This window comes from Salipaludibacillus sp. CF4.18, from assembly GCF_051262595.1.
Classification (GTDB): Bacteria; Bacillota; Bacilli; order Bacillales; family Salisediminibacteriaceae; genus Salipaludibacillus; species Salipaludibacillus neizhouensis.
This window is the reverse complement of sequence record NZ_JBIMEV010000012.1, coordinates 53,827-67,832: the sequence shown is the minus strand read 5'-3', so window position 1 is coordinate 67,832 and position 14,006 is coordinate 53,827. Positions and strand designations below refer to the sequence as shown.

The following is a 14,006-nucleotide window of genomic DNA, read 5'->3' as shown; positions in this document are numbered from 1 at the left end:
AACCCTCACTTTCTCTTATTATTATTGGTATTCTTATTTTTACGCTTCTTTCCTTTAAATATTGTTATTTTCAATTTTACCTCTATTAAGTAAAATAATCTACCCACTTGATAGATGATTTCTGTCGAAAAAGTTATCGCTATTGTTTTCCCAACTGATTTACCGCCGACAGTTAGTGCTGCAACTATACTAGTAAATAATATTGAAATTCCAAACTGAACAGAGCTGCCATCCGTGTGTCCCATTTGTAATGCCAGTTGCAGGACAACATACGCGGAAGCTGTACCACTTATAATACCAGCAATGTCACCGATTACATCATTTGTGAAGTTAGAAAATCTGTCTGCATTCCGTGTAATCAAAACGGCATGTCTAGCTCCTGGAAGCTTTTCAGCAGCCATTGCATGAAAGGGTCTTTCATTAGCAGCAGTTGCCGCTACCCCTATAGTATCAGATAACACCCCTAATAATACAATCAATAAAACAATGACCATTCCAATTCCCCAATTAACACCACTTAAAACAGCTGTTGAGACAACGGAAAAAATAGCCGCCAGCACCAAAGTGACAGCCGCTATTATCAGACTCCAGTTTAATGATTTCTTCACCGATTCTTTCATAATCTAATCCAAACTTTCAAGTTACTCATAATATCTATGATTTATATGTAAGGAGTGGTCATTCAAAGAGTAAAAACTGTGTCATAGGTCCAGTTGGTTTTCCCAAGCGAGTATCACAGCGTCGCCGCTATGACGGTTTCCCTTTAAACTCCCCTTGCCGTTGTCGCCATACGACAGACTGGATTACCACTTAGAACACACTATAATCCTCTTTAAATGTCAAGTAGAACAGTCTAGGAGTTTTCCCCAACAGCTCTTAAAACAATCTCTATCCTCTTTTGCAGAGAAGATTTCATATGAATGATTGCATTACAACCTAGCATTCATAATCCCCTCAATCTCCACTCAAGGCAGGCTACGCTGCTCACGGATCCCCATCCGCAAAGCAGGTTCATACCCTAACACATAGGTAACGCATATAACGAACCCACATGCTAGGGCCTCCGCGGCTGCAGGGTCATCGCCCACATGCCATTGTGGATCGCCCTACAACCTTTACTCCCAGTCAGGACCCAAAGCTGGGCGCCTCAAGCCAAGACTAGGAACTTCATCGATATGCCCTTTAGCGGATTTTTAGACCCGCCTTCGAGAAAGTAGAACCGACTAGAATACTGCACCACTCTCTTAAGTTATTATAGCATGAGATGATTAAAACAGACAATAATTATCATTAGCAACTTTGCGAATGATTTCCAATTATGCTGTTCTGTTTTTTATAAAGTCTGCGATCTCTTCTAAAAGGCCAAACTCATAAGGCAAGTTACTTAAATGCGATTTTGCTGCATCTATATGATAATCTAATTTTTCTTTAGCTTCTTCCAGTCCGAGTATGCTTGGGTAAGTATTTTTATCACTTTCTGCATCGCTGCCTACAGGCTTTCCAATACTTTCTTCATCACCTTCAACATCTAACACATCATCCTTTATTTGAAACGCCAATCCAATATGTTTACCAAAAGCGCTTAATTCAGCAATTGTTTCCATTGACGCTGAACCTAAAATCGCACCACATTCCAAAGAAACTCCTAGTAAGTCACCTGTTTTTCGATGATGTATTTGTTCAAGTTCATCTAGGGAAAGAATTTTACCTTCTCCTTCCATATCAGCTACTTGTCCTGCTACCATTCCGGATGGTCCTGCAGCTTCTGATATTCGTTGCAACAATTGAATCTTAGTAGTATCAGAAATATCCTCTAATCTGGATATTATATTAAAACTATGAGTGAGTAGACCATCACCGGCTAATATTGCCAGTGCCTCACCAAAAACTTTATGATTTGTCGGCTTCCCTCTTCGTAAGTCATCGTCATCCATTGCCGGTAAATCATCGTGAACGAGGGAATACGTATGAATCATCTCAATCGCACAGGCTACATCATATCCTAGTTGCAAGGGCTTATTTAATCCTTTCAAAGTTGCTAGCAACAAAATAGGTCGTATCCTTTTACCGCCAGCCTGAAGAGAATAATCGATCGCATCTATTAGAGATTGCGGTCCTGTAAGAGTCTCGACTATACTTTTAAGTCTAGCTTCAATATGCTGGCGTTCTTCAAGAAAAAAGTGTTCTATCATTGCTTGTGATTTCACGGTTTACTTCTCCTCTTCTATATCAAATGTACTGATTTCCCCGTCCTCAGACAAAACTTCAGTCATCTGTTTTTCTACATGCTGTAAACGATCGTGACAATTCTTTGATAGTTTCATCCCTTCTTGAAACATCGTAATTGCTTCTTCAAGAGGTACATCACCTTGCTCTAATTTTTCTACAATATTTTCCAAATCATTCATTGATTGCTCAAATGATTGCTTTTTCTCTTCTGCCATGTTCCCGCCTCCTATGAATTTTCGCTTCGCTTCACGTGGTTTTCAACTCTGCAAACAAGCTGACCATCTTGTAACTGAACAGTCAGAGAAGTTTTTAACGGTGCTTCTTCCATATGTTTCACTAACTGGTTGTCTTCATTATATACAAGGCTGTAACCCCTATCCATTAGTTTTAATGGACTTAAAAGTTCTAATTTAGATATTTGTATCGACAATTGATGCCTTTTTTCTTTCATAACTTCAGTCATCCCTCGTTTAACAGCATTCTCGGAAAGAGCGAGACGATCTAACTCCTTTTTGATTCTCTCTTGAGGATGAAGAGACGATAATCGCCTTTCCCAAGATAGAGTTTGCTCTTTGTATCTTTCTATTAAACGAGCATACTCCCGCCTCAGAGTATCCTGTAACCGATCTAGTTCCTGCTCTTTTTGTTCAACTAATTGCTTTGGATACCGAAAAGCATAGGATTTATCTAAAGAGGCAAGCCGTTCTCGCTTTTGTGTAAGTTTAGCTTCCATTACTCGAATTAATCTAGCTTTACGTTCAAAAATAGTAGTTAATAAATCTTGGATATTCGGTACAGCAAGTTCTGCCGCTGCTGTAGGTGTTGGTGCTCGTAAATCTGCTATAAAATCACTGATTGTAATATCTGTTTCATGACCTACAGCAGAAATGACGGGGACAGTTGATCGAAAAATCGCCTCTGCAACACTTTCTTCATTAAAGGCCCATAATTCTTCTATTGACCCTCCACCTCGTCCAGCAATGATAACATCGAACCTATTCGCTTCATTGGCTTGAATGATTGCCCTTGTGATCGAAGCAGGAGCGTCTGGCCCTTGAACGAGGACAGGTAATAACGTGACCTTTACTAACGGGTAACGGCGAGTTAATGTCGTAATAATATCCCTTACAGCAGCTCCTGTGGGTGAAGTTATTACTGCAATAGATTGCGGCATTTTCGGAAGAGATTTTTTATTTTCCTCTGCAAAATACCCTGCCATATCCAGACGTCGTTTTAAGTCTTCAAACGCTAAATACAAATTACCGATACCGTCTGGTTGCATTTCTTTCACATAAAATTGATATTGTCCGAACGGTTCATAAATAGAAATATCTCCTCTGACTAGCACGCTCATACCGTTGTCCGGCAGGAATTTTAAATATTGATTATGTCCTGCAAACATCACGCATTGCACTCTAGAGTTAGGATCTTTTAATGTGAAATACATGTGGCCCCTACTATGACGCTTAAAATTAGAGATTTCCGCCCGTAACCAAACATTTTGCAACTGGGAATCCTGATCTACGAGTTGTTTAATTTTTTTAGTCAGTGCACTTACGCTTAAAAAATTCTCAGTCATCAGTAAAACCCCTTAGTCTACTAATCTTCGGGCAGATATAATTGTATTGTGCAGCAGCATCGTTATCGTCATTGGACCTACTCCACCTGGAACAGGAGTTAAATATGATGCTTTTTCCTTTGCCGTATCGAATTCCACATCTCCGACAAGTTTTCCAGCACTGTTTCGGTTTACCCCAACGTCTATCACAACTGCACCTTTTTTTATGTAATCACCATTTATAAAGTTTTCCCGTCCTACAGCTACTACAAGAATATCTGCTGATGTCGTAATTTCTTTCATATTTTTTGTCCGGGAATGGCAATAGGTTACTGTTGCATTCTCATTTAAAAACAGTTGACCGACAGGCTTCCCGACAATATTGCTCCGTCCAACTACGACAACATGTTTCCCTTCAATTTCAATACTTTTGGATTTAACCATTTCAATAATTCCAGCAGGTGTACAAGGGGAAAATGCATCTTGTCCCGTCATCATTCTACCGATATTTATTGGATGAAAACCATCTACATCTTTATCCGGACTAATCGTCTCCACCACTTTTTTCTCCGATATATGATCTGGTAAAGGTAGTTGAACAAGAATACCATGTATATGAGATGCCTTATTTAAATCTTCAATTTTCTTTAGTAATTCTTTCTCGGAAATTGACGTGGGTACAATGTCTAATTCAGAATGGATTCCTGTTTCTTCACAAGCTCTTGCTTTTGCTTTTACATAGGATTGTGAAGCTGGGTCTTCTCCTACAAGGATCACTGCCAAACCAGGCGTCATTCCTTTTTCTTTTAACACTTCCACTTCTTTCTTCATTTCTAGCCTTTTTTGTGCTGCTAATTCTTTTCCGGAAATAATCGTTGCTGACATCAAAAATCCCCCTTTTAATGGTCTTACTGATTTATTGGTATTATGAGTTTTTCAACACATTCGCTACATTTGAGAGAACTCCGTTTACAAATTTCCCTGATTCTTCTTCGCCGATAAAACCTTTTGCTAAATCAATCGCCTCATTTAAACTTACATTTATCGGAATATCGTCTACATACTTCATTTCGTACACAGCCATTCGTAAAATAGCCCTCTCTATTCTCGAAATCCTCTCAAGGGACCAATGCTCTAATGCACCATGGAGAAACGAATCGATTTCATCCGTATACTTTAACGTTCCATTGACGAGTGAATCTAAAAAATCGTCTTGCTTGTCCCCCTTTTCCAGTACGGATTCGATTGCCATAGAAGGATCAATATCTGTCATTTCAACTTGGTAAAGTGCTTGTATCGTTCTAATTCTTGCTAATCTGCGGTTCATGATTTTCTATCTCCTTTTATATCTTGCTAGTTTGATTAAACAAACTACATACATCCTCCCCTTTTTATGAGGAGTTATTCTATTTTATCCACTCTAAATCATAGCATAACTTCCCGTTGGAAAACAGGAGTGATGCAAGGTTATCATGTATCTTGAGTCAATTATTTTGCATCCGTCGAGACAACTCGAAGCTTCTTCGAGTTTTTCCCAGAAGAACAAGGTTTACTTAAACAATAATAAAATAAGAAAAAGCCAAAGATTATCTTTGGCTTAGAGTCCTTAATCTTTCTTGCTAGGTTCAAGATCGCCTTTGCCTTCGAAATGTACTCCTACGACATGAACGTCTACCTGCAGTACTTTAATCGCGATCATATTTTTCAATGTTTGAATAATATTTTCTTGCATCTTTTGGCAAACATCAGGAATGGAGACACCGTAATTAGTAATAACATAAACCTCAAGTGATACCCCGGCGTCCTTAAGGTCTACTTTTACTCCTTTGCCATGAGAACTTTTTCTTCCGAATCGCTCTGCAACACCGGAAGCAAAATTACCCCGCAGCATTCCAACACCTTCAATTTCCAACGCAGCCAAGCCCGTTATAACTTCGATAACTTCTGGCGAAATTTCTATTTTGCCTAATTCATTGTTATCTTCTGCCATATGAACGACCTTATTTTCCGACATCATAAATTCCTCCTTTATTCGTTAGGACCCTCTGTCATTATCGAATATGTTTCCAAGAATTTCGTGTTGAAATCCCCACCCTTAAATACATCATGATCTAACAAACGTAAATGAAAAGGAATCGTCGTATGGACACCTTCTATGATAAATTCCTCTAGTGCTCGTTTCATCTTTGCCATTGCCTCATCGCGATCTTTTCCATAAGTGATGACTTTAGCGATCATCGAGTCGTAATAAGGTGAAATAGTATAACCCGGAAAAACTGCACTATCAACTCTCACACCTAAACCGCCAGGAGGCAAGTACATTTCAATCTTGCCAGGTGATGGCATAAAGTTCTTGCTAGGGTTTTCCGCGTTTATCCGGCATTCCATCGACCAGCCTTCAAATCTTACATCCTCTTGAGTATAGGAAAGCTTTTTACCAGAAGCAACTAAGATTTGTTCTTTAATTAAATCAATGCCAGTTACCATTTCGGTTACGGGATGCTCTACCTGGATCCTGGTATTCATTTCCATGAAATAGAAGTTCTTCTGATGGTGATCGTAAATAAATTCAATAGTTCCAGCGCCTGTATACTCTACTGCTTCAGCAGCTTTAACAGAAGCTTCCCCCATTTGTTCTCTGATTTTTTCATCAAGGGCCGGGGACGGACTTTCTTCTACCAACTTCTGCAGCCTGCGCTGAATGGTACAATCTCTTTCACCAAGATGGATGACATTTCCGTAATTATCCGCTAATACTTGTATTTCGACATGACGGAAATCTTCAATATACTTTTCCAAGTAAACACCTGGATTACCAAAGTTGGCTTGTGCCTCTTTTTGCGTAATCGATATTCCTTTATGAAGTTCGTCTTCATTACGTGCTACCCGAATCCCTTTTCCTCCGCCGCCTGCTGTGGCTTTGATGATAACAGGGTAACCAATACTTCCGGCTACTTCGGCACCTTCTTCAGGAGACTGAATGATCCCCTTTGATCCAGGTACAACAGGAACACCTGCTTTTTCCATTGTAGTCCTGGCTACATCCTTTGTACCCATTTGATTAATTGCCCAAGGACTTGGACCAATAAAAGTGATATTACACGCCCCACAAATTTCCGCAAAGTCGGCATTTTCAGAAAGAAAACCATATCCAGGATGAATACCGTCTACTTCTGTTAACGTGGCCACACTCATGATATTCGTGAAATTTAAATAACTGTCTGTGGAAGAAACAGGCCCAATACAATAGGCTTCATCCGCAATTCTTACATGAAGTGCGTCATGGTCAGCCTCAGAAAAAACGGCAACTGTTTTTATATTCAGTTCTTTACACGCTCGAATTATTCGAACAGCAATTTCTCCCCGATTTGCTACAAGAATTTTCTTTAACATTGCTGTCATCTCCTATTCAGGCTTCACTAAGAAAAGTTCTTGCCCATACTCAACTAGTTGTCCGTTTTCTACGAGAACTTCTACGATTTCCCCTTTTATTTCCGCCTCGATTTCATTCATAAGTTTCATGGCTTCGATAATACAAACAACACTCTCATTATTTACTTGGTCGCCTGACTTAACGTAAACTGGAGAGTCAGGTGATGCAGCCTCGTAAAATGTTCCAACCATTGGTGATGTAATCGTATGTAAACCAGCATTTGTATTTACGGATTTTTCCTCTTCGTTACCCATTACTAGTGACTGTTGCTCGCTGTCCGAATCAGTAGCTGGTGGCCTCTCAGATTGGACCTCTGATGATTCCTGGGAAATCACCCTTGAATTTGCTTCGTCATTCACCTGCGACGACTGCATTTTTCCATAGATGTTTTTTCTCATCGTTACTTTAGAGCCATTTTGCTCAAATTTAAATTCATTAATGCTAGATTCATCAATTAACTTAATTAGTTCACGAATTTCTTGAATCTTCAACATTCCTTCCACTCCATTCTTTTTTTCTCATCATATCAATAGAAGTTAATTTTATAATTGCAGTTTTTTTATGACTTAGTCCTAAAAAATATGCTACCTTAAAAAAGACTAAAAGGGAACCTTTTTTTCTGGTCCTATGTATAAACTGAACATATAAAAAACCTTCCTTCGAAGGTTAGCCATGGCGAGGAAGGTTTAATCAGTGCAATTATTCAGCTGTGTTTTTATAGTCACGAAATATTGGGAAGTCTGATAAGTTATCCGGAATTTTCTCATCTACTAATAAAATTAGTTTGACGATATTTTTATTTTTTGCCATATGATACTTATCTCCATAGTTATTCTCTTCCACGAATTTCTTTAAACTCTGGTAATCTTCTTCTTTGATGGATACAGGTTCTCCATCTCCTGCTTCTTCTTCCGTTTGAACAAAACCAACTTCAAATTCTACAATTTGGATTTTATCATTTTTTATGTTTCTAGTTTGTTCCAAAACTACTTTCGCACCCTCAGTTAACTCAGACCATTCCATTAAAAATCTCTCCCTCTGTAAAGCATATTGTTCCATAAATGATTACAATAGGGTATTATACCACCACTGAAAGTAAAAATCATGTATTACTATTATTTCATACTCCGCTTTAATTATATACCTATATAAACAAAGAAAAACGCACCCTCTTTTTTAAAAATGCCTTCTTAACCTTTATATTTTTTAAAAAGATCGAAGTAGCGAAGGTGGCGACTCGGGAAAAGCAATAGCTGAAGAAGTTGACCGTGGAAAGCGTCCGCCTAGAGCGGATGCAAAACACCTCTTTTCGAAAGAAAAAAAGGAGCATTAAGCTCCTCCTTTAATTACCTGGTTGAAATCCTACGCGCACTGTCTCTATGCCTAAGTGTTCATAAGCTAACTGGTTAATTTCTACAACCTCTTCTTTAGATAGCTCATTTGCTCTAACGTAAATGTTAACCTGGTTTTCATCAGACATAACAAGAACATCTTCATATCCCTGCGAACGAATAATCGTTTCTACCATTTCTTCTTGCTGTGACATTTTTTGAAGTGATTCCACTTTTTCCATTGCTTCTACTTGAATCTCCGGATTGGTTTCTGCAGCTGCTATCACGCTAACGTACTCTTCATTTAACTTGCTGCGAGCATCTTGCCGTTGTAACTTAATCGTATCGAACATTTCTGTTGCACTCATATCACCGGAAACATTTCCGATAACATCTTCTGCCTCTTCTAACTCGATAAATGTTTCTTCATCGCCTTCTAACCATTCTATCTCCAACTCGTCCGTTAGTTTATCTAGATCCATGTCCTCCATCGAATTAACTTCTTCTACCTCTTCAATGGATGCCTGCTGATTTTCAATTCGATCCATTGAAATATAATATACAGACAGTACAATAATTAAACTTAACATCGTCAATAACCACACCGTTTGTCTTTTTAAAATCATGTTGTATCCTCCTTTTGTTTTCTTGGCATGACAGATACTCTGTGTGATGGTATATCAAGCACTCTACTTACAGCTTCTACCACCCAGGTCTTTACTTGAATATTGTCTACACCGTTTGCCACAATCAAAACACCTTTAATATCCGGCTTATTCGACTGAACGAGAAGCGGTTCTTCTTTATCACCATTGCGTATGATCACAACTTCTTCGTCCTTCGTGGAGTCCCTTACGTCTCTTGTCCCCCCTTCACGATCCGTCTCCTCTGTCTGCTGTTCTTTCGACTGTGTATTTTTTTCGAAAATATGTGTTTCAGTCCCAGAAACAGTTACCATAACAGAAACGTTCGTTACCCCTTTCATTTGTTCTAGTGCATTTTTCAATTGATCTTCTAAATGTCTCTCATGCTTTTCATCTTGTTCTGGATCTTGATCCTGCTCCTTATCGCCTGATCGGAAAACTGGCTCGATATCTTCGCCCTCCTTATCCTCAAGTTCTTCCGTTTCAAGAGACATGGAAGGTTGTGACGGGTCATCGTTTTGAAAAAAGCTGCCTAAGAGCATAAAAGTGACTCCTAGAAATACCAATACAACGAGATAAGTTAGTCGGACTTTCTTTCCTTTATTATTTAAAGAAAAGGAGGCGAACAATGATTTTGGGTTAGGTTTTTTAATCAACGAGGCTCTCTCCTTTATCTTGAATTGTTATTTTTTCTACTGGTACTTGCCATATTTCTGAAAGACGATCTATCATTTGGATTTGTCCCTCCAATTCCTCTTCTACTGCCTCTGTCTCGAAACTTTCAGAGTCCCGTTTAATTTCAATCCGCTCCACATGAATCTCGTTATTCTTACTTTCCTCATCCACTTGAATCTTTTGTGAATCTTCGAGGATGACATGAAGATTATTAAGATTGTCCGTTTCTTCTGTTGCATGCAATGCTTCAAACGAAACCTCGATCGAAACTATTTGCTTGTCAAACTCCTCTAGCATAAAAGGTTCTGCATCAGCTTTTAGTTGGACAGCCACTTTTTCAGAAATATATGCAAGTGATTCTGATTCTATATCTGTTTTTTCTAATTCTTTAATAATTGATTGATCTTCTTTAACTCCAGTTTCAAATTGAACAAGTTCTTCTAAAACTTTTTCTGGATCTTCTTGGAAAATAGATATAACTGGTTGCAGCATTGCTACAAGTATCATTAACCCTATAACAAGCTTGACGTAACGGTGAGTAGATGAATTAGGTAACATTAACTCTAAAATAGTAGCAAATAAAATCAACAATATGATATTTGCTATCCAACTGTTTATAAGTGCCACTCGCACATCACCTCTTTATTACCTCATCATGATGGATAGATTTCCGGATATTACAATGATCGTAATAGATAAAAAAAACATTAATGAAACTGCTGCTAAAGCTGCAAAAATCAATAACACATTTTTTCCTATGATAGATAAACATTCGATGATCGGACCCCCGCCAAGCGGTTGTAATACAGCTGCTGAAAAAGAATAGATCATTCCTAACGCCAAGACTTTCAAAGCGGGAAAAATGCAAACGAGTAACAGCATCACCAAACCGAGCACCCCGATTGTATTTTTCAATAATAACGAAGCTCCCATTACAGTATCTGCTGCATCCGTGAACATCCTTCCTACTACTGGAATGAAATTCCCTGTAACGAATTTAGCCGTTCGAATCGCTATCCCATCTGCAACAGCGGCTGTCGCACCTTGCACAGATAAAACTCCTAGAAATACAGTAAGGAAAATCCCCAGACTCCCAATCGATATATTTCTTAAAAGGACAGCCAGTTTAGACACTTTATAATGCTCCGTCATCGTACTAACGATCGAAAGTAACGTTGATAAAAGTAGAAGAGGTAATACAAAATACTGCACAAATAAACCAGTCGTGTGAACGATAAACATGATGATCGGATGAAAAAGAGCAACGGACGTGACGCTTCCAACCGAGGCCATCAAAACTAATATGAGAGGGATAATCGCCATCATGAAATTGCTCATCGTAGAAATTGTTGTTTCCGCTAATTCCATCGCTAAATAAAAACTATTTAAGGCAATGATGATTAATACCATGTACGTAACCGCATAGGCGACTTTGCTAATTTGATGTTTTTCGAAAGCTTGCTGAAGCTGGACAAGGATCATACTGAATACAGTGAGCAAGATTAAGGTTCCAAGTAGTTTTCCTTGGGCTACTATTTCATGAAGAAAATAGGAAGCGAACCCGGTTAACCAGCCTTTGAATGATAAATTATCAGTGTTTCCCATTAGGTCCTTAAGATTATCTCTTTCAATTTCCGGTAAAAAACCTCCATATTCATCCTGAAGACTGTCCCAAAAATTCATTACCTCACTAATATCTAACGAACCTAACTGCTTTTCCACCATCTCTTCTTCTGTTATTGGAGTTGTTTCTTCCTCTGCAAAGACAATACTTGTCCAACCTTCACTCAGAAGAAAAATAATCGCACATCCTAACATAGCGAATAAATATTTCATTAAACGTCCCCCATGGCCGACGGAATAAGCGTTAATATCGTATCAATAATGACACTGATAATTGGGATTGCCATAACCAATATGAGTATTTTCCCAGCCAATTCTATTTTAGAGGCGATGGAACCTTGATCAGCGTCTCGAGCGATCTGAGCAGCAAACTCTGCGATATATGCAATTCCAATAATCTTAAAGATAGTCTGGACGTAAATCATATTTACATTTGAATTCTCCGCCAATTCTTCCAGAGTTTGAAAAAGAACTGCTATTTTATCGATCAAAAAAATAAAGATTATTGCTCCTGTAAAGACGGTAATAAGAAGAGCAAACACCGGTTTCTGTTCTTTGACGATGATAGCTAGGAAGGTGGCAATCATTCCTAAACCTACTATTTGAATGATTTCCATCCCACTACCTCCCTCCTAACTTTGAAATAAAAACACAGAGCGGATTTTCGTAAACAAATCATCAATCACTGTTGCCACCATGTAAAGAACAAGGACAAATGCGATCAGCGTCACCCAATTCGCAATTTCTTCCTTCCCCATCTGTTTTAATACGGTATGAATCATGGCAACAACGATTCCAACCCCGGCTATCTGAAATATTAGACCTACATCATTGGCCATTGGACTTCCCCCTCACTGCTTTCCATTACAGCAACATAATTACTAACAGTAATCCGCCTAAAAACCCTAAACTCCGATACATAGACTGATATGTCTTCTGAGAGTCAACTGCCACTTGCTCTCTATGCGTCAAGTAAGATTGGGTAAGCTGAATTTGCTTACGCTGCCCCTCTAAATCTTGTTTTCCTAATGTCTGACCGAATTGCCTTATTACTTCAATATCCTGGTTATTTAGATCAATATTTTTTTTCCATAAATCAAGTTCTTCTTCCCATATCTCCACAACAGATCCCCTGTTTTCGCCTATCCGTTCGCCGACACTAAACAAAAATTGCCTCGCGGGGTCTGGTAATTGCCGAGAAATTTGAATAAGCGCTTCAGATAGTGGCATCATTGCAAATGCTACTTCTGTATCAAAGGTTTCTAAAGCAACCTTCATATGCCTTAGTAACAACGTTCTTCTTTCCAACCTTTTTGATAGTTCCATGCCTATCAGTGCTGAAGCCAAAACAATAAATATTGCTCCTATCCATATCATCTTGAGATGACTCCAGGTTCCGTTTTATCTAGATATTTGAATACACCTTTTTTGCCTACCGCCGAAATTTCAATAATTGTTTCAAAAGCCGATTCTTCCAACAAGGCCTTTATAGTAGGACGTTTTTTAACATTTTCTAACGTCGTTCCATGAACAGTTGAAATAACAGTGACTCCTGCATAAATAGCTTCCATCATTGCTCTTCCATCTTCTTCTCTGCCTATCTCATCTACAACCAGTACATCCGGACTCATGGAGCGAATCATCATCATCATCCCTTCAGCTTTAGGGCACGCATCCAACACATCTACTTTCGTACCGAAATGATGTTGTGGAATACCATGAATACAACCAGCTATTTCAGATCTTTCATCAACAATGGCAACATTTTTAGCTGGAATCCCTATTTGAGGCATGCCTAGACTTATTTTCCTGGCTAAATCTCGTAATAATGTTGTCTTTCCAGTCTTCGGAGGCCCTATTATTAACGTGTTTGTCCAGTGATTTCTCCTGTATAATTCACGGATATAATCATCACTCACACCTTGCTTTTCTTTTGCAATTCGAATATTATAGGAACCAATTTCACGCAATCCTTTTACATGTCCTTTATCCATGACCACTCTTCCGGCAATTCCAACGCGATGGCCTCCGGGAATAGTTATATAGCCTCTTTTTAATTCTTCCTCTAATCGATATAAGGAGTGCTGACTTAATAAAGACATCATTTGAGAAGCATCCTTTTCTGTGAAAATTGGAGGATGATTCTTAGTTTTACTTTTCAAACCCACAATCTCAACTGGTCTGCCTATTCGTAAGCGAATTTCTTCCATATTTTCTCTGTCTTCCGCAGGATACCTTTCCACATAATCTTTTATGATTGTTGGTAGAATATGAAAAATTTCTCTCATTGCGACATTTCCTTTCTATACCTAAAAGTTTTCCTTCGTGTCTATAATGAAATATATGAATCCTTGTCCTAATTATTACAACAATAAAAACACAAACTTTATTTACAAGAAATTTGTCTGCCTGAGTAGCAGACAACAAAAAAAAGACTGCGTATCCAGGGCGTTTAAGCCGGATACGCAGTCTTTTGAAAACTTATCTTATTCCTAATTTTGTTTTCTTACTAT

General features: G+C 38.6%; 18 protein-coding genes. All 18 read right to left on the bottom strand.

The window, feature by feature from the left end:
* Positions 1-5 precede the first annotated feature (5 nt).
* Positions 6-620, bottom strand: coding sequence for a hypothetical protein (locus tag ACHABW_RS10305; protein WP_435755225.1), 615 nt, complete (start codon positions 618-620; stop codon positions 6-8).
* Positions 621-1,316: 696 nt separating this feature from the next.
* Positions 1,317-2,207, bottom strand: a complete 891-nt coding sequence (locus tag ACHABW_RS10300; RefSeq protein ID WP_435755224.1) for a polyprenyl synthetase family protein — start codon at positions 2,205-2,207, stop codon at positions 1,317-1,319.
* A gap of 3 nt (positions 2,208-2,210) precedes the next feature.
* Positions 2,211-2,444 (bottom strand): exodeoxyribonuclease VII small subunit, encoded by a 234-nt coding sequence (locus tag ACHABW_RS10295; protein WP_110936584.1) that lies wholly within the window; start codon positions 2,442-2,444, stop codon positions 2,211-2,213.
* 11 nt (positions 2,445-2,455) lie between these two features.
* Positions 2,456-3,808: an exodeoxyribonuclease VII large subunit gene (gene xseA, locus ACHABW_RS10290; protein WP_435755223.1), complete on the bottom strand. Its 1,353-nt coding sequence runs from the start codon at positions 3,806-3,808 to the stop codon at positions 2,456-2,458.
* Positions 3,809-3,820: 12 nt separating this feature from the next.
* The gene (gene folD / locus ACHABW_RS10285) at positions 3,821-4,672 is read right to left on the bottom strand and encodes a bifunctional methylenetetrahydrofolate dehydrogenase/methenyltetrahydrofolate cyclohydrolase FolD (RefSeq protein WP_435755222.1); all 852 of its coding nucleotides are present in this window, start codon (positions 4,670-4,672) and stop codon (positions 3,821-3,823) included.
* A 40-nt stretch (positions 4,673-4,712) separates the two neighbouring features.
* The gene (gene nusB, locus ACHABW_RS10280; RefSeq protein ID WP_110936587.1) at positions 4,713-5,114 is read right to left on the bottom strand and encodes a transcription antitermination factor NusB; all 402 of its coding nucleotides are present in this window, start codon (positions 5,112-5,114) and stop codon (positions 4,713-4,715) included.
* A 279-nt stretch (positions 5,115-5,393) separates the two neighbouring features.
* Positions 5,394-5,801, bottom strand: coding sequence for an Asp23/Gls24 family envelope stress response protein (locus ACHABW_RS10275; RefSeq protein ID WP_435755256.1), 408 nt, complete (start codon positions 5,799-5,801; stop codon positions 5,394-5,396).
* Between the two features lie 14 nt (positions 5,802-5,815).
* A complete protein-coding gene (gene accC / locus ACHABW_RS10270) occupies positions 5,816-7,180 on the bottom strand; it encodes an acetyl-CoA carboxylase biotin carboxylase subunit (protein ID WP_435755221.1) in 1,365 nt (454 codons plus the stop codon).
* 12 nt (positions 7,181-7,192) lie between these two features.
* Positions 7,193-7,714, bottom strand: coding sequence for an acetyl-CoA carboxylase biotin carboxyl carrier protein (gene accB / locus ACHABW_RS10265; RefSeq protein WP_110936590.1), 522 nt, complete (start codon positions 7,712-7,714; stop codon positions 7,193-7,195).
* A gap of 205 nt (positions 7,715-7,919) precedes the next feature.
* The gene (locus ACHABW_RS10260) at positions 7,920-8,243 is read right to left on the bottom strand and encodes a hypothetical protein (RefSeq protein WP_435755220.1); all 324 of its coding nucleotides are present in this window, start codon (positions 8,241-8,243) and stop codon (positions 7,920-7,922) included.
* A gap of 319 nt (positions 8,244-8,562) precedes the next feature.
* Positions 8,563-9,177 carry a SpoIIIAH-like family protein gene (locus tag ACHABW_RS10255; RefSeq protein WP_435755219.1) on the bottom strand — a complete coding sequence of 205 codons (615 nt, stop codon included), beginning with the start codon at positions 9,175-9,177 and terminating at the stop codon, positions 8,563-8,565.
* On the bottom strand, positions 9,174-9,851 hold the full coding sequence (gene spoIIIAG / locus ACHABW_RS10250) for a stage III sporulation protein AG (protein ID WP_223292288.1): 678 nt from the start codon (positions 9,849-9,851) through the stop codon (positions 9,174-9,176). The genes ACHABW_RS10255 and spoIIIAG overlap by 4 nt, the downstream gene beginning before the upstream one ends.
* Positions 9,844-10,497 (bottom strand): stage III sporulation protein AF, encoded by a 654-nt coding sequence (gene spoIIIAF / locus ACHABW_RS10245; RefSeq protein ID WP_435755218.1) that lies wholly within the window; start codon positions 10,495-10,497, stop codon positions 9,844-9,846. The genes spoIIIAG and spoIIIAF overlap by 8 nt, the downstream gene beginning before the upstream one ends.
* A gap of 18 nt (positions 10,498-10,515) precedes the next feature.
* Complete coding sequence (gene spoIIIAE / locus ACHABW_RS10240) at positions 10,516-11,706, bottom strand: stage III sporulation protein AE (RefSeq protein WP_435755217.1); 1,191 nt, start codon at positions 11,704-11,706, stop codon at positions 10,516-10,518.
* Complete coding sequence (spoIIIAD, locus tag ACHABW_RS10235; protein ID WP_110936595.1) at positions 11,706-12,110, bottom strand: stage III sporulation protein AD; 405 nt, start codon at positions 12,108-12,110, stop codon at positions 11,706-11,708. The genes spoIIIAE and spoIIIAD overlap by 1 nt, the downstream gene beginning before the upstream one ends.
* 15 nt (positions 12,111-12,125) lie before the next feature.
* A complete protein-coding gene (gene spoIIIAC, locus ACHABW_RS10230; protein WP_110936596.1) occupies positions 12,126-12,332 on the bottom strand; it encodes a stage III sporulation protein AC in 207 nt (68 codons plus the stop codon).
* 25 nt (positions 12,333-12,357) lie between these two features.
* Positions 12,358-12,870, bottom strand: a complete 513-nt coding sequence (gene spoIIIAB, locus ACHABW_RS10225; RefSeq protein ID WP_435755216.1) for a stage III sporulation protein SpoIIIAB — start codon at positions 12,868-12,870, stop codon at positions 12,358-12,360.
* The gene (gene spoIIIAA / locus ACHABW_RS10220; protein WP_110936598.1) at positions 12,867-13,781 is read right to left on the bottom strand and encodes a stage III sporulation protein AA; all 915 of its coding nucleotides are present in this window, start codon (positions 13,779-13,781) and stop codon (positions 12,867-12,869) included. The genes spoIIIAB and spoIIIAA overlap by 4 nt, the downstream gene beginning before the upstream one ends.
* Between the last annotated feature and the right edge of the window lie 225 nt (positions 13,782-14,006).

Bases quoted from the DNA above. Each gene is read 5' to 3' on its own strand.
- ACHABW_RS10305 (WP_435755225.1), bottom strand. From the start codon at position 620: ATGAAAGAATCGGTGAAGAAATCATTAAACTGGAGTCTGATAATAGCG.
- ACHABW_RS10295 (WP_110936584.1), bottom strand. From the start codon at position 2,444: ATGGCAGAAGAGAAAAAGCAATCATTTGAGCAATCAATGAATGATTTG.
- xseA (WP_435755223.1), bottom strand. From the start codon at position 3,808: ATGACTGAGAATTTTTTAAGCGTAAGTGCACTGACTAAAAAAATTAAA.
- folD (WP_435755222.1), bottom strand. From the start codon at position 4,672: ATGTCAGCAACGATTATTTCCGGAAAAGAATTAGCAGCACAAAAAAGG.
- nusB (WP_110936587.1), bottom strand. From the start codon at position 5,114: ATGAACCGCAGATTAGCAAGAATTAGAACGATACAAGCACTTTACCAA.
- ACHABW_RS10275 (WP_435755256.1), bottom strand. From the start codon at position 5,801: ATGTCGGAAAATAAGGTCGTTCATATGGCAGAAGATAACAATGAATTA.
- accC (WP_435755221.1), bottom strand. From the start codon at position 7,180: ATGTTAAAGAAAATTCTTGTAGCAAATCGGGGAGAAATTGCTGTTCGA.
- accB (WP_110936590.1), bottom strand. From the start codon at position 7,714: ATGTTGAAGATTCAAGAAATTCGTGAACTAATTAAGTTAATTGATGAA.
- ACHABW_RS10260 (WP_435755220.1), bottom strand. From the start codon at position 8,243: ATGGAATGGTCTGAGTTAACTGAGGGTGCGAAAGTAGTTTTGGAACAA.
- ACHABW_RS10255 (WP_435755219.1), bottom strand. From the start codon at position 9,177: ATGATTTTAAAAAGACAAACGGTGTGGTTATTGACGATGTTAAGTTTA.
- spoIIIAE (WP_435755217.1), bottom strand. From the start codon at position 11,706: ATGAAATATTTATTCGCTATGTTAGGATGTGCGATTATTTTTCTTCTG.
- spoIIIAD (WP_110936595.1), bottom strand. From the start codon at position 12,110: ATGGAAATCATTCAAATAGTAGGTTTAGGAATGATTGCCACCTTCCTA.
- spoIIIAC (WP_110936596.1), bottom strand. From the start codon at position 12,332: ATGGCCAATGATGTAGGTCTAATATTTCAGATAGCCGGGGTTGGAATC.
- spoIIIAB (WP_435755216.1), bottom strand. From the start codon at position 12,870: ATGATATGGATAGGAGCAATATTTATTGTTTTGGCTTCAGCACTGATA.
- spoIIIAA (WP_110936598.1), bottom strand. From the start codon at position 13,781: ATGAGAGAAATTTTTCATATTCTACCAACAATCATAAAAGATTATGTG.